The organism is Pseudomonas fluorescens (assembly GCF_002022275.1).
GTDB lineage: Bacteria > Pseudomonadota > Gammaproteobacteria > Pseudomonadales > Pseudomonadaceae > Aquipseudomonas > Aquipseudomonas fluorescens_AJ.
Window position 1 is genome coordinate 24,308 of record NZ_MSDF01000004.1, and the last position, 17,482, is coordinate 41,789.

Annotated in this window: 16 protein-coding genes; 9 read left to right on the forward strand and 7 right to left on the reverse strand. The window is 60.2% G+C overall.

Annotated features, from left to right (window positions below; translation table 11 throughout):
• The first annotated feature begins 29 nt into the window (after positions 1-29).
• From BFW87_RS01915 to BFW87_RS01935, 5 genes are all read left to right on the forward strand, one after another.
• On the forward strand, positions 30-620 hold the full coding sequence (locus BFW87_RS01915; protein ID WP_078738309.1) for a cysteine hydrolase family protein: 591 nt from the start codon (positions 30-32) through the stop codon (positions 618-620).
• Positions 621-766: 146 nt separating this feature from the next.
• On the forward strand, positions 767-1,087 hold the full coding sequence (locus BFW87_RS01920) for a hypothetical protein (RefSeq protein WP_078738310.1): 321 nt from the start codon (positions 767-769) through the stop codon (positions 1,085-1,087).
• Between the two features lie 74 nt (positions 1,088-1,161).
• Positions 1,162-1,719: a Smr/MutS family protein gene (locus BFW87_RS01925; RefSeq protein WP_017137833.1), complete on the forward strand. Its 558-nt coding sequence runs from the start codon at positions 1,162-1,164 to the stop codon at positions 1,717-1,719.
• A gap of 78 nt (positions 1,720-1,797) precedes the next feature.
• Positions 1,798-2,343: a GTP cyclohydrolase I FolE gene (gene folE / locus BFW87_RS01930; protein ID WP_003204506.1), complete on the forward strand. Its 546-nt coding sequence runs from the start codon at positions 1,798-1,800 to the stop codon at positions 2,341-2,343.
• 102 nt (positions 2,344-2,445) lie between these two features.
• On the forward strand, positions 2,446-2,817 hold the full coding sequence (locus BFW87_RS01935) for a glutathione S-transferase N-terminal domain-containing protein (RefSeq protein ID WP_078738311.1): 372 nt from the start codon (positions 2,446-2,448) through the stop codon (positions 2,815-2,817).
• Between the two features lie 108 nt (positions 2,818-2,925).
• Here the strand turns inward: BFW87_RS01935 and BFW87_RS01940 are convergent, their stop codons facing one another.
• From BFW87_RS01940 to BFW87_RS01950, 3 genes are read right to left on the reverse strand one after another with little or no spacing between them, the layout of a single operon-like run.
• Positions 2,926-3,246 (reverse strand): AtuA-related protein, encoded by a 321-nt coding sequence (locus BFW87_RS01940; protein WP_078738312.1) that lies wholly within the window; start codon positions 3,244-3,246, stop codon positions 2,926-2,928.
• On the reverse strand, positions 3,243-4,568 hold the full coding sequence (locus BFW87_RS01945; protein WP_078738313.1) for an acyclic terpene utilization AtuA family protein: 1,326 nt from the start codon (positions 4,566-4,568) through the stop codon (positions 3,243-3,245). The genes BFW87_RS01940 and BFW87_RS01945 overlap by 4 nt, the downstream gene beginning before the upstream one ends.
• Position 4,569: 1 nt before the next feature.
• Positions 4,570-5,862, reverse strand: coding sequence for a CitMHS family transporter (locus tag BFW87_RS01950; RefSeq protein ID WP_078738314.1), 1,293 nt, complete (start codon positions 5,860-5,862; stop codon positions 4,570-4,572).
• Positions 5,863-5,973: 111 nt separating this feature from the next.
• Here BFW87_RS01950 and BFW87_RS01955 point away from each other — a divergent pair, with 111 nt between their 5' ends.
• Positions 5,974-6,870: a LysR family transcriptional regulator gene (locus BFW87_RS01955; protein WP_078738315.1), complete on the forward strand. Its 897-nt coding sequence runs from the start codon at positions 5,974-5,976 to the stop codon at positions 6,868-6,870.
• A gap of 107 nt (positions 6,871-6,977) precedes the next feature.
• Here BFW87_RS01955 and BFW87_RS01960 read toward each other — a convergent pair whose 3' ends face one another.
• On the reverse strand, positions 6,978-7,580 hold the full coding sequence (locus tag BFW87_RS01960; RefSeq protein ID WP_078738316.1) for a glutathione S-transferase family protein: 603 nt from the start codon (positions 7,578-7,580) through the stop codon (positions 6,978-6,980).
• A gap of 10 nt (positions 7,581-7,590) precedes the next feature.
• Complete coding sequence (locus BFW87_RS01965) at positions 7,591-8,757, reverse strand: PLP-dependent aminotransferase family protein (protein WP_078738334.1); 1,167 nt, start codon at positions 8,755-8,757, stop codon at positions 7,591-7,593.
• 81 nt (positions 8,758-8,838) lie between these two features.
• On the opposite strand from BFW87_RS01965, the gene BFW87_RS01970 reads away from it, so the two are divergent.
• The 3 genes from BFW87_RS01970 (at position 8,839) to BFW87_RS01985 (ending at position 11,678) form a co-directional block, all read left to right on the forward strand.
• Positions 8,839-9,270 (forward strand): MarR family winged helix-turn-helix transcriptional regulator, encoded by a 432-nt coding sequence (locus BFW87_RS01970; RefSeq protein WP_078738317.1) that lies wholly within the window; start codon positions 8,839-8,841, stop codon positions 9,268-9,270.
• 409 nt (positions 9,271-9,679) lie between these two features.
• Positions 9,680-11,026 (forward strand): NCS2 family permease, encoded by a 1,347-nt coding sequence (locus BFW87_RS01980; RefSeq protein WP_078738319.1) that lies wholly within the window; start codon positions 9,680-9,682, stop codon positions 11,024-11,026.
• Between the two features lie 10 nt (positions 11,027-11,036).
• Positions 11,037-11,678 carry a LysE family translocator gene (locus tag BFW87_RS01985; RefSeq protein ID WP_078738320.1) on the forward strand — a complete coding sequence of 214 codons (642 nt, stop codon included), beginning with the start codon at positions 11,037-11,039 and terminating at the stop codon, positions 11,676-11,678.
• Here BFW87_RS01985 and BFW87_RS01990 read toward each other — a convergent pair.
• Positions 11,653-16,902, reverse strand: coding sequence for a dermonecrotic toxin domain-containing protein (locus tag BFW87_RS01990; RefSeq protein WP_078738321.1), 5,250 nt, complete (start codon positions 16,900-16,902; stop codon positions 11,653-11,655). The two genes, BFW87_RS01985 and BFW87_RS01990, sit on opposite strands and share 26 nt — an antisense overlap.
• A 155-nt stretch (positions 16,903-17,057) precedes the next feature.
• Entirely contained in the window at positions 17,058-17,411 is a 354-nt protein-coding gene (uraH, locus tag BFW87_RS01995) for a hydroxyisourate hydrolase (RefSeq protein WP_078738322.1), read from the reverse strand.
• Positions 17,412-17,482: the final 71 nt, after the last annotated feature.

The following is a 17,482-nucleotide window of genomic DNA, read 5'->3' on the forward strand; positions in this document are numbered from 1 at the left end:
GCAAAAGCCCCCCTCACAGGAGCCCCAGAATGTCCGTTCCAAAGACGATGTTTCAACTCAGCGGTCGCGGTTACGCAGCAGCCAATCTGAACCACGCGACCCTCCTGATCATCGACGCCCAGAAGGAATACCTCAGCGGCCCACTCGCCCTGTCCGGCATGGACGCGGCGGTCGACAACATCAAGCAGCTGGTGGCGGCCGCACGCAACGTCGGACGACCGATCGTGCATGTTCGCCATCTTGGCACCGTCGGCGGCCTGTTTGACCCACAGGGCGAGCGCGGCCAATTCATCCCCGGCCTTGAGCCGCTGGGTGACGAAACCATCATCGGCAAGTTGCTGCCGAGCGCCTTCCACGGCACCGGCCTGGAAAAACACCTGCAGGACCTCGGCTCGCTGGACTTGATCGTCTGCGGCTTCATGAGCCACTCCAGCGTCAGCACCACCGTGCGCGCCGCCAAGAACCTGGGCTTTCGCTGCACCCTGGTGGAAGACGCCTGCGCCACTCGCGACCTGCCTTACAAAGGCGGCGTGCTGAGTGCCGAACACGTGCAGCAAACCGAAATGGCCATCATGGCCGACAACTTCGCGACCCTTGCACTGACCAAAGATCTGATCTGATTTAAACGCCCTTCGATGAGCGGCGCGGCAATGTTTATTGGCCCGCTCATCCGCAAAGCCCTTTCATTTGGCGCATTTACCCCTCTACCCGGAACAACCTGTGTATCTTCCGGTCGAAGGGCCGATACCCTGGAGGAAAGGTCGGAATGAAGATATCCGATGGTTTTGACGCTCGTCGCTTGCGCCCCAAGGGCCCGAGCAACTGGCGTCTGCGCCTGGTAGCGGGCTTTGCCGCGCTGCTGGCGATTGTAGGTCTGCTGTTGGCCGGCGCTGGTGGTGCCGGCCTGTTTGGTCACTCGCCGGCCCTTGGCGAGCTGAATGCCAGCCCCGGCGGCTCGGCGATCCTGGCGGTGGTCGGCTTGCTGGTGCTGTGGTTGGGCGTATGGTTGTGGCGTCGCAGCCGTCGGCGCATGCGCCAGCCGTTGTCGCTGAACATCGCTTCGCACCTGATGAAAAAGCACGACTGATGGCGCCTGGATAGCGTTTCCTGCGCCCTGGCCGCCGCGATTAGGTAAACTGCCCGCCCTTCGCGGAGGCTGACATGCAAGACGACGATTTTTCCCTGTTCAAAAACGAGCTGCGCGGCGTCAAGCCGATCAAGCACGACCGCGCCGACACCGGCAAACCCAAGGCTGACCGGGCGCAGATCGCCAAGTTGCGCCAGGCCGCGACCGTGCGCACCGATGCCACCACCGTAGATGGCCTGTCGGACCAGTTCGTGATCGACGTCGGCCCCGAAGACGAGCTGATGTGGGCCCGCGATGGCGTGCAGGAAAGCCAGATGCGCAAGCTCAAGATCGGCCAGATCCCGTTCGAAGGCAGCCTGGACTTGCACGGCATGAACGTGGAAAAAGCCCGCGAAACCCTCTGGGCCTTCCTCGCCGAAGCCACAAAATTCGAAATCCGCTGCGTGCGCGTCACCCACGGCAAGGCCGTGCGGCTCGATGGCAAGCGCCCGATGATCAAAAGTCACGTCAATACCTGGCTGCGCCAGCACGCTCAGGTGCTCGGCTTTACCTCATGCCAGGCCCGCCACGGCGGCGCGGGTGCGGTGTATGTGATGCTCAAGCGCACCATGATGGAAGGCCGCGACGAGTAACAAGTGCCATCGTCAGGCTTGCAGCGATGTGCCCGCCACCGTAACCTTGCGCTTTGCGAAAATCCCACAGGTAGTTTCATGTCCCTGGAACAGAATTACACCGCGATCCTCGGCCAGCTCGGCGAGGATGTCTCCCGCGAGGGCCTGCTCGACACGCCAAAGCGTGCCGCCAAGGCGATGCAGTACCTTTGCCGCGGTTATGAACAGACGCTCGAAGAAGTCACCAATGGTGCTTTGTTTAGCTCTGATAACAGCGAAATGGTGCTGGTCAAGGACATCGAGTTGTACTCGTTGTGCGAACACCACCTGCTGCCGTTTATCGGCAAGGCTCACGTCGCGTATATCCCGAGCGGCAAAGTGCTGGGCCTGTCCAAGGTCGCCCGTATCGTTGATATGTACGCGCGCCGCCTGCAGATCCAGGAAAACCTCAGCCGCCAGATCGCCGACGCGGTCCAGCAAGTGACCGGCGCCCTGGGCGTTGCGGTGGTGATTGAGGCCAAGCACATGTGCATGATGATGCGCGGTGTGGAAAAACAGAATTCGTCGATGATCACTTCGGTGATGCTGGGTGAGTTCCGCGAAAATGCGGCCACCCGTAGCGAGTTCTTGAGCCTGATCAAGTAAACAGGCCTCGTAGGAAAAAGCCGGCGTTCATCGCCGGTTTTTTTTCGCCTGCAAAAATCAGGTAAGCTGCGGCCCCTTCTGTATCGGGCAAGAGGTTTCAGCATGTTCGTCAAAGCACTTCGAGTGGGCCTCGGCCACGTCATCATCGCGGGCGACTTCCTGACCCGTCCGCGCAAAAAACAGCGCCCTGCCGAGCAGCAAGCCCAGGTGAATGCCGCGGCAAAGGAACTGACCCTGTATCAGTTCCACGCTTGCCCGTTCTGCGTGAAGACCCGCCGCACCCTGCACCGCCTGAATGTGCCGGTGGCGCTGAAGGACGCGAAGAACAACGCGCAGGACCGCCAGACCCTGCTGGAGCAAGGCGGCAAGATCAAAGTGCCGTGCCTGCGCATTGAAGAGAATGGCCAGACCACCTGGATGTATGGCTCCAAGGTGATCATTGACTACCTGGACAAGCGGTTTGCAGCGGTCTGACAGACGCTGGTGAACCCCTGTGGGAGCTGGCTTGCCTGCGATGGCGGTGTATCAGTTGCAGAAATGCAAGCTGGCCCACCGCTATCGCAGGCAAGCCAGCTCCCACATTCAGTTTTGTATTTCCAGTTCCAGATCCAGTAACGCCGAACCCAGGCACTTGCCGTGGGCATCCAGCGCCAGTGAACGCGTCACTCCGCCACGCAAGATCCCCGGCAGCACGAAGTTCAGCGCCTGCACATTCGGCAACTCATAACGCCGCACCGGTGCCGCGCCGGGGTCCAGCAAGCCGCTGAAAAACTCGGCCACGCGCTCCGCCGTGAGCTGCTCACACAACAGCGGATAATCCTCAGTGCGATAGGCAATGATCGAAATGTTTGACGTATCGCCCTTATCCCCGGTGCGGGAATGGGCCAGTGTGTGCAGTTTCATGCTTCGATCCTCGGGTTGACAGAACCACGCGGCAGCAGCAACGACGCCACCGCCACCACCTGACGCACGCTTTTGCTGGCACCGCCGCCGCCCGACGGACCATTGGTATAGAGGGTTTCCACCTCATTACCGACCCGCACCGCCTCGCTGCGTTCTTCACAACGCGCCGCCACGCGCAAGCGCACTTCCCACGGTTCAACACTGCTGCGCGGGCCATGCAGCGAATCCATGCCGATCAACTCCGCACGCACGTCCTGCATCTTCACACCCATCAATTCCAGGCGTTTGAGGACGACGTCCCGCGCCAACCGTGCCCGTGCGACAGCGCCAGGGCCGCCGTAGGACATTTGCCCCTCGCCGATCCAACCGTCCAAAAATCCGACGCTGACCTTCAACTGCTCGGGTCGTGCACGGCCGTCTGCACCGCCAGCGCGAACGCGATCAACGCCCTCCTCCACAAACCCCACGTGGGAAAAGTCTGCCGTCACGTCCGGCGTGAGATACGCCGCCGGGTCATGCACTTCGTAGATCAACTGTTCGGTGCACGTGGCGCGGCTGACCCGCCCGCCCGAGCCCAATACCTTGGTAATCAAGGCCTCGCCATCAGCATTGATCTCGGCCAGTGGAAAACCCAGCCGCGCCAGGTCATCCACATCCTTGAACCCCGGATCGGCAAAATAACCACCACTGACCTGCCCCGCGCACTCGAGCAAATGCCCCACCAGCGTGCCGCGCCCCAGGCGCTGCCAATCGTCCGCCGCCCAGCCGAATTCAAACATTTGCGGCGCCAGAAACAGCGACGGGTCAGCCACGCGCCCGGTGATCACCACATCGGCGTCAGCGTGCAGGGCCTCTAGAATCCCGTCGACGCCCAGGTAGGCATTCGCGGAAATCAGCCGGTCGCCCAGGGAGGCCAGGGTTTGGCCGTTATCCAGCACCTGCTCGGGTTGCAGCACCGCCAACACGTCATCACCCACCACGGCCACGACCTTCAGATTCAAACCCAATTCAGCCGCTATCCGGCGCACCTCAATGGCCGCCGACACCGGATTGGCCGCGCCCATATTGGTGATCACCCGCAAACGACGACGGCCAGCGTGCACGCCAACAAACGGCAACACCCGCTGCATACGCTCACTCAGCAATGGGTCATAACCGCCCTGCGGATCACTGATACGCGCCTGTTGCGCCAGGGCGATGGTGCGTTCGGCCAGGCATTCGAATACCAGGTAATCCAAATCGCCCTGCTCGGCCAATTCCACGGCAGGTTCGATACGGTCGCCGGAATAGCCGGCGCCGGAACCGATGCGCAAGGTTTTCATCTCAAAACACTCCCAGGAGCAACGCGGTCAGGGTCATCAACACCGACGCGGCGAATAGAAAAGGGATGGTGAAGCGCTGGTGGTCGGCCAGTTCGACCTTGCACAGGCCCACCAACAGGAAGGTCGCGGGGGTCAGCGGGCTGACCGGGAAGCCGGTGGTGTGCACGCCCAGCAAGGAGGCCTGGGCCACTTGCAGCGGGTCGACGCCCAGCGCCTTGCCGACTTCGGCAATCACCGGCATTACGCCGAAATAGTAGGAATCGGGGTCAAACAGCAGGCTCAGCGGCATGGAAATAAAGCCCACCACCGCCGTGATCAGCTTGCCGTGCCCGGCAGGAATCTGCGCCACCGCCACTTCGGCCATGGCCTTGAGCATGCCGGTGCCTTGCATGATGCCGGTGAACACCCCGGCGGCGAGCAGGATGCTGGCCATGGTGAGGGCAGTTTTTGCGTGGGCATCGATGCGTGCGCGCTGGGCGTCGACGTTCGGGTAGTTGATGCACAACGCCACCACGGTGCCGAGCATGAACATCACCACCGGGTCGACCCAGCCGGCGATCATCACCACCATGACCACTACGGTGAGCAGCAGGTTGATCCAGAACAACCGGGGGCGACGCAGCGCCAGGTCATCGTCGCTGAGCACGCGTTGCGGCACCGCATCCACAGTGGAACCGGCGCCGAGGCCCAGGCGTTTTTCTTCGCGATGGCCCAGCCACCAGGCGCAGGCGAATACAAAGGCCAGGCCGACGATCTGCACCGGGATCAGCGGCTGGAACAAATCCGCCACGGGCACATGCAACGCCGCCGATGAACGCAGCACCGGGCCGGTCCACGGCAGGAAGTTGACCCCGGCGGCCATGGCGCACACACAGGCGAGAATGCGTTTATCGATGCCCAGCCGCGTATACAGCGGCAACATCGCCGGCACCGTCACCAGGAAGGTCACCGCACCGGAACCGTCCAGGTGCACCAGCAGCGCCAGGGTCGCGGTGCCGACGACAATCCGTGTAGGACGCGTGCCAACGGTGCGCAGGATGCGGTCGATGATCGGGTCGAGCATGCCGGCGTCGGTCATGATCCCGAAAAACAGGATCGCGAACACAAACATGCCCACCACGGGGGCGACGTTCTTGATACCGGTAATGATGAAGGCACTGGTTTGCAGGCCGAAACCGCCAAGCAATGCGGCAATGATCGGCAATGCAATCAGGGCCACCAGCGGCGACAGGCGTTTGCTCATGACGGCAGCGAGCAGGCACAGGATGGTGATGACACCCAGGGTAGCGAGCATGGGTTACTCCAGAGCGGCCTTTGTGGCCGGTTATTGTTTTCCCTGGAGTATTGGAAGCGGGGTAGTCTTTGTAAATTGGAATATTCAGCCGATCACGTTCGGAAAAACAAAATGAAGAACAGTATCCAACACATTCAGGCGTTCCTTGCGGTGGCCCGTACCGGCAGCTTCACAAAGGCCGCCAACGAATTGCATCTGTCACCCTCGGCGCTCACCGTGCAGGTGCAGCAACTGGAAGACTGGCTCGGTGTCGCCCTGCTCGACCGCAGCCCGCGCCACGTCAGCATCACCGCCGCCGGCCAGGACGCGCGCGGCCCGATGGAAAAACTGCTGCTGGACCTGGACAACATCGTCACCGGGTCCCGCGACCTTGCCGCGTTGCGCCGGGGGGTTGTCACTATCGCCGCGCTGCCTTCGGTGTGTGCCGGCGCCCTGCCCCCGGCCTTGCGCCTGTTTCGCGAACGCTTTGCCGGGATCGAAGTGCGCCTGCATGATCTCGTTGCCCACCGTATTCATGCCCAGGTGCGTTCGGGTGAAGTGGATTTCGGCATCGGCGTGCGCGCGCGGTTAAGCCACGGCCTGGAATTTGTGCCGGTGCTGAATGACCGGCTGTGCGCCTTCGTGCCGCAGGACCATCCCCTCACCCGTCATCGTCAGTTGACCCTGGAACAACTGGCCGACCAGCCGATCATCCTCACCGGGCGCGACAGCAGTGTGCGTGAGCAGGTGGATGCGTTGTTTGATGAGACACGGCTGACGATGAACGCGGGCATGGAGGCGAACTACATGTCGACGGTGCTGGCGTTGGTGCGCCAGGGGCTGGGGATCAGTGTGCTGCCGGAGTCGGCGGCGGACAGTTTGGAGGGGTTGGTGCGGATCACCATTGATCATCCCGGGGTCAACCGCGAGATCGGGTTGATCAGTCGTAGTGTGGTCGGCTTGAGCCCCGCGGCGCAGCGCTGTTTCGATATGCTCAGTGAGGAACTATCTGACACAACACCGAGCTAAAATGTGGGAGCGGGCTTGCTCGCGAAAGCGGTGTGCCAGTCACCACATCTGATACTGACACACCGCTTTCGCGAGCAAGCCCGCTCCCACATTTTTGAACCGAGTTATCAGTCCAGCATCGGTACATGCTTCGGATGGCTGGCCACTCGCGCCAGCCACGCCTGCACAGCCGGATACGGCGCCAGATCAAACCCACCCTCATGCGCCACATGCGTGTAGGCATACAACGCAATATCCGCAATCGAATACTGCTCACCCACCAGGTACGGCGTGGCTTGCAGCTGCTTCTCCATCACCTTCAGCGCCTTGTAACCGCGCTTGTGGGTGGTTTTGTATTCCTCCAGGCGATCTTCGGGCATGTTCAGGTAAAACTGGATAAACCGCGCCACGGCGATGTACGGCTCGTGGCTGTACTGCTCGAAAAACTGCCATTGCAGCACTTGGGTGCGCAGGCGCGGTTCGCTCGGCAAGAACTCGCTGCCGTCGGCGAGGAAGTTGAGAATCGCATTGGACTCCCACAAGCAGGTGCCGTCTTCCAGTTCCAGTACCGGGATCTTGCCGTTGGGGTTCTTGGCCAGGAACTCGGCGGTCTGGGTGTCGCCATTGAGGATGTCGACATCGATCCATTGATACGGGATGCCCAACAGGTTGAGCATCAATTTGACCTTGTAGCAGTTGCCCGACTTGTAATCGCCATAAACCTTGTACATGAGGCTCCCCTTATGCCGCTTGCGCGAGCTGTGCTTGACGGACCACCGCGGCCAGGCGTTTGAGACCTTCGTCCAAACGGGCCGGGTCGATGTGACTGAAATTGAGCCGCAACGAACCCAGGTGCCGGTCCGGCTCGGAAAAGAACGGTTCACCGGGCATGAACGCGACGTTCTGGTCGAGCGCGGGTGCCAACAAGGTGCGGGTGTCGAGCGGCTGTTTCAAGGTCAGCCAGAAGAATAATCCGCCCTGCGGGGTTTGCCAGTCGGCCAGATCCGCAAAATGACGCTCCAGCGCTGACTGAAACGCGTCGCGGCGCTCGCGGTAGAAACTGCGCAGTTCCACCAGATGCTTCTGATACGTGTCGGTGCCGATCCACTGCATGGCTTGCCATTGGCCCACTCGGTTGGTGTGCAGGTCGGCCGATTGCTTGAGCTTGAGCAAGTGCGGGAACAGATCGGGGCTGGCGATCAGGTAGCCGACGCGCAGGCCCGGCAACAGGGTTTTGGAGACCGTGCCGGTGTAGATCCAGCTGGCTTTTTTCAGGCGCCCGGCAATCGGCTGCGCGCTGCCGCCGTCGAAGGTCAGCTCGCGGTAGGGTTCGTCTTCGATCAACGTCACGCCGAACTCGTCGAGCAAGGCGGCGACTGCTGCGCGCTTGGCCTCGCTGTAGCGCACAGCCGACGGGTTCTGGAAGGTCGGGATCAGGTAGATGAACGCGGGATGATGGCGTTCAAGGCTGGCGCGCAGCGCGGCCAGGTTCGGGCCGTCGGCTTCCAGCTGCACGGTGAGGCAGTCGGCACCAAACAGCTGGAAAATCTGTAACGCCGCCAGGTAGGTCGGGCCTTCCAGCAAAATTTGCGTGCCTTTGTCGATATACAGCTTGGCCGCCAGGTCGAGGGTTTGCTGCGAGCCGCTGACCACCAGCACCTGGCTGGCCTCGCACGGCACACCTAATGCCCGCGCTTCGGCGGCAAGCAATTCACGCAACTGCGGTTCGCCCTCGCTCATGCCGTATTGCCCGATGTTCAGCGGCATGCCGTCCCAGTTCAGCGCGGGCAACATGGCTTCGGCGGGCAGGCCACCGGCGAACGACATCATTTCCGGGCGCTGGGCCGCCGCGAGGATTTCACGGATCAAAGAGCTTTTGAGGCGCGTAACACGTTCAGAGAAGGCCATAAGGTCACCGGTAGCGAAGCCTGTGGGAAATACGTCAAACTGGTTGACCGAAATTACGACGACTTCAGTGGATACGTCAATATGCTTGACCTTAAAAACCCAGCCCATCAGCAAGAAGCCATGGAAGCGTTCTTCTTCGGCTACCAGGCATTCACTGCCAAGGCCGACGAAATGCTCGAGCGCCGGGGCCTGAGCCGTGTGCACCAGCGCATCGTGTTTTTTATCGCGCGCTACCCCACCCTGAGCGTGAAAGAGCTGCTGGAACTGCTCGGCGTGAGCAAGCAAGCGCTGAATATGCCGTTGCGCCAATTGCAGGAAATGCACTTGGTCAACAGCGTCGCGTCCGAGACCGACAAGCGCAAACGCCTGTTGGAACTGAGCGACGAAGGCCTGCGTTTCGAGCAGTCACTGCGCCGTGAACAGGTGAAATTGTTACAGCGCGCCTTCGCAGACGCCGGGGAAGAGGCCGTGGCGGGATGGCTGGCGGTGAATCAGGCACTCGCCAATCCGTGATTGTTGCAATGCTCGCTGTTGTGGCAAGGGCCTGCTATGGCAAAAGGGCTTGTTGTGGCGAGCGGGCTTGCTGTGGTGAGCGGGCTTGCCCCGCGTTGGGCTGCGAAGCGGCCCCAAAACCTGCCACCGAGTTTTTACTGAAAGAATGGAGTGCCTGGATCAGGGCCGCTTCGCGCCCCAACGCGGGGCAAGCCCGCTCGCCACAAAAGCCTCCTGCATTAGCCTTTCATCTCTTGCCGCCCACTAAATCGAAAACATTATTTGCTTTATTTGTATACAAAAGCATAATCCACTGCGTGCGAGTTCCTGACCTATTGGTCAACAAAACCCGCCAGTACCTCAAAGCGCTGTTGCCCACACCTGTGACCGGCGCTGGAAATAACAATAAAACTCTTGAGGAGTACTCGCTGTGGAAAGCCGCAAATCCGAAGCCCCTACGCTTGAAATCGCCCGGCCGAACAATAATTGGCTGGAACGCCTGTTCAAACTCAGTTTGCATGGCACCACAGTGAAGACCGAGCTGATCGCCGGCCTCACAACCTTCATCACCATGGCCTACATCATCTTCGTCAACCCGAACATCATGGCCGACGCCGGCATTGATCACGGCGCGGCGTTCGTCGCCACCTGCATCGCGGCGGCACTCGGTTGCCTGCTGATGGGCCTGTACGCCAACTGGCCGGTGGGCCTGGCGCCAGGCATGGGCCTGAACGCGTTTTTCACTTACACCGTGGTCGGCACCATGGGCTACACCTGGGAAACCGCGCTGGGTGCGGTGTTTATTTCCGGCGTGCTGTTCATGGGCCTGACCCTGTCGCGGGTGCGCGAGTGGCTGCTCAACAGCATCCCGGTGAGCCTGCGCCACGCCATGGGCGCGGGCGTTGGCTTGTTTCTCGGGGTGATCGGCCTTAAGACCGCCGGCATCATCGTCGACAGCCCGGCCACGCTGATCAAGCTCGGCTCCCTGCATGAGCCCGCGCCGCTGCTGGCCGCGGTGTGCTTCCTGCTGATCGCCATTCTCAGCTACCACCGCGTGTTCGGCGCGATCCTGATCAGCATCATCGCCGTGACCCTCGCCGGCTGGGGCCTGGGCCTAGTGCACTACAACGGCATTCTCTCCACCCCACCAAGCCTGGCACCGACCTGGATGGCCATGGACGTGAAGGGTGTATTCAATGTCAGCATGATCAGCGTCGTTTTTGCCTTTCTTTTTGTACACATGTTCGATACCGCAGGTACACTGATGGGCGTCGCGCAACGGGCCGGCCTGGTCAATGCCGATGGCAAGATCGATAACCTGTCCCGCGCCTTGAAGGCTGACAGTGCTTCCAGCGTGTTCGGCGCCATGGTCGGTGTGCCGCCGGTGACCAGCTACGTAGAAAGTGCTGCGGGCGTGGCCGCCGGTGGTCGCACCGGGCTCACCGCTGTAACCGTGGGCATGCTGTTTGTGGCGGCGATGTTTTTTGCGCCTCTGGCAGGGATGATCCCGGCGTACGCCACGGCGGGGGCGCTGATTTATGTCGCGATGCTGATGATGGCGAGCATGGCCCATATCAACTGGGATGAAGCCACCGACAGCATTCCGGCGATCGTCACCGCGATCATGATGCCGCTGACGTTTTCGGTCGCCGACGGTATCGCCTTGGGCTTTATCACTTATGTGGCGCTCAAGGCCGGCACCGGCAAGTACCGTGAGATCTCCGTGAGCCTGTGGGTGTTGTGCGCGATTTTTATCGCCAAATTCATATTTTTATAGGGAGTAACGAATGAACCTGGAAACCTGGCTACTGTTCAGCGGCGCAGCATTGGTGGTGATTCTGATACCGGGGCCCCTGTCCTTGTTGATGATCAGCAACAGTCTCAACTACGGGCTACGCCGTTCGTATCCAGCGTTTCTCGGTGGCGTGTTTGCCTCGATATGCCTGCTCAGCGCCTCGGCCCTCGGCTTGGGCGCACTGCTGCTGGCTTCCGAGCAGTTGTTCAGCGCCTTAAAAATTGTCGGCGCCGCGTACTTGTTCTATCTCGCCTGGCAAAGCTGGCAGCAATCGCGGCAGCCGGCGCACGGCGCTGAAGTCCCGCAATTGGCGACCACGCCACGCTTTCGCACGATGTTTGGCCGTGCCTTCGTACTGGGCGCCAGCAACCCCAAAGACATTCTGTTTTTTGCTGCCTTCCTGCCGCAGTTTCTCAATGGCGACCAGCCGTTTCTGCCACAGCTACTGATCATGATCGCCACCTGGGCCACGCTCGACCTGCTCTGCAAGCTGGCCTACGGCCTGAGCGCCCACGGCGCTGCGCGCTATTTGCGCAGCGGCAAGGGGCAGAGCTGGTTCAATCGCATCAGTGCCGGGCTGTTCGGGGGCGCCGGTGTGGTTTCGCTGATCAAGGCCAGGTCGGGCTTACTTTGACAAAGTAAACGCTTGGGCCGTCCGCACCCGAAGCTGGCCACTGAATGCCTGCCACAATCCGAATCAGGCGTTGTTCTCGCATGGCGCTACGCACTTCCTCCGACGGAGGCGAACCGGTGCTTCGCCTCAATGTCGATAGAATCCAGGCATCCGTAAGCTTCTCGTCCAGCGCAAATGACGCGGTCCTGACCCACTGGAGTACGACGTAGTACACATTTGAATTGGCTAGAGGATGAATGGCTACCAAATCAAATTTCGTGAGACCACCCCGACTCACATTCACTTTGTGCACGTCAAAGCCCTGACTTTTCAAGACCTGCTCGACGGCACCGCGCTGCGCAGTCTCTCTCGCCGCCTTTACCTCACGGCCGCTGAGCCACAGCGAGGGGTCCATGGCGGGCGCCTTGAAGTCGACACGGGTAAAGCCAGTCCTTCCGTCGTAACCGATATAGATATTGGCGGTGAGCCTCTCGTTAAGGCGCAACATCCTCAGCAAATCATCGGTCTGCCCAGCCTTCGCAGGATAAGGGGGTAACCAATCGTCGATCGTCGCCCGAATACTGAGCAGATGGGTCGCTGTGGCCGGACCGACCGGGCCTGACAACTCAATCATCCTTGTAACGGTGGACGCTCGGCTTTTTTCCGTCATGCCGGGAAAAGCCTCACCGACATAGTCCGTCAGCGGCCGATCAAACAGTGGCGCGTGGACCACCCAATCATTGATCCCTGAATGACGCGATGCGGGAAGAGGCTGCGTGCCTCGCGCCGTGTCCGTCCAGCGAATGATTTCGACATCGGCGAAAGGTGCCCGCGGCATGTCCCGCGTGATAAACACAATATGGTTCAAAGGCGCGTGATTACCCGGGGGGAGCAATCGGTAATAGCCGCTCAACGGATCACCTGGTCCTACACCCGGGGGAGCCACCCTGAGGGCAAGGTAGGGAACGCCATGAGCACCCGGTGAAAACTGAAACACTTCAGGCGCCAGGGAGCTTGATGGCAGCGTCATCGGATGTTGCATACGCCAACTCAACCAATCGTTAGTGATCGAGGAAGATTGAAGGATTCTATTTTGCGTATCTGTACGTAAAAGAGGCGGCCACCAATCAGACGGTGTCACTGGCGTTGAAAAGGGGTCCAGCACGCGCGTACTCGTCCCCGCGATGGGCTGAGGTGCATCCGCCCCCAGTAACCACTCCCGGGACTGGTGAATGTCCAGGATCAGTTCATCCTGGCCCGGCGCCTGTCGGTTCTTCAGGCGAAACGGTTGCTCGTTGCTGCGTTTGTACACCGGGTAGATGTGCGTCTCATCCGCCACAAACCGCTCGCCATTCTTCACGTAGATACCTTGCTCACCCGGCCCCCTCAACGCCACGGCGCCTTCGGGCACACCCTTGATCTTGAAATGCTCCAAGGCCTTGAGTTGATTTACAGCAGGTGGCACCAAGCGAGGTGGCCGGCCCTGCGCAGCCATGCGCAAACGGTGTATCCGCCCCAAAGCGGCCTGCGTTACGGGGCGCGCGATCCGCGCCAGACGTTTTCCGATTTTCCCAGGCCCGGGCAGAAAATTCAGTAAGAGGTCGATCGCCAAAAATGCGCTCATGAAACCCAAATCCAGCGCGTCACGGGTGCGGCCGTAACGGTGGTACTGCCGCGCCAAAAGCAGCACTTCATAGACGTCAATAAACAATCCCAATATCGGAAAGAAAAACTGCGAAAAAAAAGCCACCACGCGGCGTATGCGGGTTTCTTCCTGCTCGCCCAGGCGGCGGTTTCGATACTTCTCCAACTCCTTGCCGGAGCGACTGGCCTCTTGAGTTCGGCGTTGCAGGTCAAACACGCTGGCGCGGTAAAGCAACGCCCTGGCATTGCTGTGGGGCGTGACGACAATTGCCAGCCAGTCCGACGGAGCGCTGGCAATTTGCTCAAGCACTATTTTTTCCAACTCACCGAGCAGCACCGTCGGTTCCAGATGCTTGATGCTGAATGAGCGAATGAACTCGACTCCCAGCCAGACTCCCTTGACCATGGCCGAGCCCGCAAGCACATCAAAAATGGTCACTAGCCGGTTGAGTTCAGCAACTTTATTCGGGGCATAGGCCATGGCTTCGAATGCCCAACCGGGTGCGATCTGACGGGCCAGCGCCTTGGCGTTCTGCGTCAGTGCACCGATCTGATTCAGCGCCTTATGGGCCTGCTCCAGGCTGCCGTATTCCTTGAGGACCCGCACATCGGGAGCTTTGGGCCAATAGACCACACAACGCTCGCTGCGCTTGTCTTGCACGACCACTAACCCTGCGATGTAACGGTCATGCTGCATCGTGTGCCCCACCAGATGCACTACATGCAGTTGCAAGTGATGCTGATTTTTCAACAGGTCTTGCGCAGTGCGCGCCGCCATCGCGGTGCTGAATATGCTTTGCGCCTGCGCGGTCAACCCCTCGCGAATCGCGCAGAAAAGATGATGTTTGAAGCCTTCTTTCAACGTGCGATTCAACAGCTCAGGGATACGTACGTCGCCGGGCAGGTGTTTGCTGCTCGCTGGGGGATAGAAAAACGTGTTGATCAATGTGTCGTACCTGCCTCCGATATCCAGCGAGGACACCATCGGGATCAAGTAAGCGGCATTCAGCCGCTGTTTCAAATCGGGCTGCAGATAACGCGCCCGATTGAGTCGCCACTGCGTCCAGGGCGCTTGCGGGTCGAGATTGTGCAGCGCCAACTGCAGCAGACTGAAGGTCGTACGCTCCTGGGTTGGGGTCAATATCTGTTTGCGATCGCCCACTGAGCATTCGCTCCCCACACAGAAGCTGCCGCTAACATCATCGGGCATCTCAATCAGAGGTTGATCGACATCCGGCAACGGGGTCATACCATCCTGGCTCAAACGTGCGATGAGGGCTCGTCGGGCGAATGTCCCCAGGTCGGGGAGGCGCTGTTCCAGCCGGTTTACAAAAGCAAAGGCACTGCTCAGGTAACGACGTTGTGAACGCCTGAACTTTTTTCGCTCGGCACGCGTTGCACTTGCCAACCACGCAGGCAGTTTTTTGGCTTCAGATGCGAACTTGCACAGCAGGTCGATATTGGCCTGAGCTTGGCTCAAGGCACTGTTCACGGGAACGTTCAGTTTGTTTTCCAGCTCGGCCATCAGCAGCGCGCGGCTGACCTCGGCCCCTCTCACCTCACTGAAAATACGCGTGATATCTTCGGGGCACTGGTGCAGGCGATGGTAAGTCCCGAGTAGTTTGCGCAGAGTGACCAGTGCAGGCTTGCCCTCGATATCAACGTAGCGCACGCCCAGCGTTTCACGTGCCGCATGTGCACGTAAATCGCGACGTTTATCGCGCTCGACACAGCCCCACAGCACGGAATCATCCCGGCTGCCTAGACTCGCCTTGATGCCTTGGATAAGCGTTTGCACACCGGAAAACGCCAGCACCCCGCCATCCAACCCGAAGATGTACAAAACCACAGGTCGCTGGCGGGTGGGAACTCTCAGCGCCGCTGCCGTCGTCACCACCCACACGTTATGGAGCGGGTAAAAAGCGTCTGGCTCACTGCCAACCGCAATTGACAGCACACGGGTTTCACTGCCCGGGCGCCTGGATGCCAAAGGCTGCTCAATCACTTCGATCATCAGGTCCCGATGCGCCGTACTGAGCAGCTTCAGCCGGTGTTGCAGTTGAACTTCGCAGCGCAAGGCCTCGGCCTGGGCGGTCAAAAACGAAGAAACCCGCCTGGGAGTCCCCGAACCGCCTGCGCGCTCGGCCCAAAAGTCCAGGTTGAACAGCTCTTGCGGCGCAACGTTCATCAGCGTCTTCAGCGCCTGTGCGTGAACCTCCAATTGACTTATCAGCGACAGAATCTCTCTGTACGCCGGCGTCAGTACGCTGGGTTCATCGGCGTCCAACAACGCAGCCAGACCTTTTTCGTAACGTTTGACCTGATGCTCCAGCGTGAGCAGGGCCAAACCAGGCGTCATGCTGGCAAGAACAATTTCCGCACGACGTCGCTGATGGTCCCACTTCAGTAAATGATCACGAATGAGACCGAGCCGAGCGCCGCCAACCAATTGCTGCCTGGCGCCCTCCACGTACGCTAGAAAAGGCACCGCTCTCAGTGGTTCAGGCCGAGGCCGCTCTCTGGAATATACGTGCGCGTGATTGACTTTCATGGCGCACGCCAGCTCGTTGCTCCATTGCCCACTCAGCAATGCATCGGCACTGTGTGCCAACGCATCCCTCGTTACCGTTTGGCCACGAGTAAAGCTGGAAGCCTGGGACAGGTCATCGGGCCGGCACAGCGCATTGCGCCGATCCAACGGCAAACACTGCCAGAGGTCGTGGAAACGCACTCTGCCCAGTTCCAGCAGGCCGCATTGAAGGGCGGCGAAGGTCGGGTATTCGTAAAAATTGCGCACCACCCCCGGAAGATAAATCACCTGAGGCACATCGCCGGGATCGTCCTTACGATAGAGATGCAATGCGCCAGGGATCGCCACTGCGGACGATCCTGGCCACATCAACTCGCCCACCTGCACGCTGGCCCACTCTTCACCTGCGCACTGTCGTGCGTCGGCGGTCGGCGCGTCGATCAAGGCCTGGACCATGATCATTGCCGCACTCGATAGCTCATCCAGTTGCCGCGCCATAAACGCTCGGTCAGCAAACAACTGCGTGTGCAACTCCACCCAGCGCTCCCGACGGGTCAGCCACGAACCTTGAGCAAGCGTGTGCCAGTAGGCGGTGTGCGCATGGGCCAAACGTTCCAGCAACCTCAGTGCGATGATCCGTTGCGATGCTTCCAGTGGGGAATACGGCAATCGACGGCCCGGCTCCCCTCTTACGCTCAGGGCGGTGAAGTGATTGAGGTTGATTTCTACTGAAGCACGGACCAGCAACAACAATGCCCGATCAGTCAACGTGTCGACTCTCTGCGGCGCAGCTGGGGGTTTGGGCTCGGTAAACAACAGGCAGTCAGGGTCAATCTCGAATGCTTTGCGCAGCTCGGCGCGGATCACGCTCAACACCTTGGGCGAGCGCCCGATCAAGTGGGCAAGCGCCTGTGTCGACTCTGTGCACCGCAGGTCTGCAATGGCGATCTGATTGATCAAACGGCTGGGGTGGGTGCACGCGTTGATTCGCCATCGCAGTTGGTTGCGAATCTCCTCGGACGCGGCTTGGGCAGAGGCCTCTGCGTCTTCGGTATCGGGGGAAAGGCTCATGGTGTTTTCTTCTCAATGAGGAAAACTGCCAGCCTAAGCACCAAGGATGTTCGAAAGACGCTAGATAGTTAAGCCCACCGCAGGCAAAAAAAAGCCCGCAGTGTGGGCGGGCAAAAAACCAACGAAGAGCTTTGGGGGTGTGAAGCGAGGTGACGCTAGCTACCGCGATAAGTGGAGTAGCTGTAAGGCGAAATCAGTAGCGGCACATGGTAATGATCCTGTTCAGCACTGATGCCGAAGCGCAGTACCACCACGTCGAGAAAAGCAGGCTCCGGCAATTGCACACCACGGGCGCGGTAGTAGTCGCCGGCGCTGAATTGCACTTGGTACACACCGCTGCGGTAATCATCGCCTTGCAACAAAGGCGCGTCGCAGCGGCCGTCACTGTTGGTCACGGCGCTGGCGACCAGCTCAAGCAGCGTGCCTTCGACGCGGTACAGCTCCACCTTGATTGCGCTGCCAGGGCAGCCGTGTGCGGCGTCCAAAACGTGTGTGGTCAAACGTCCCATGGCGTCTACGCGCCTCCCGAAGTCAGTAGAGAAGAAGTCCGCACTTTTTCAGGGCATCAAAAAAGCCGGCG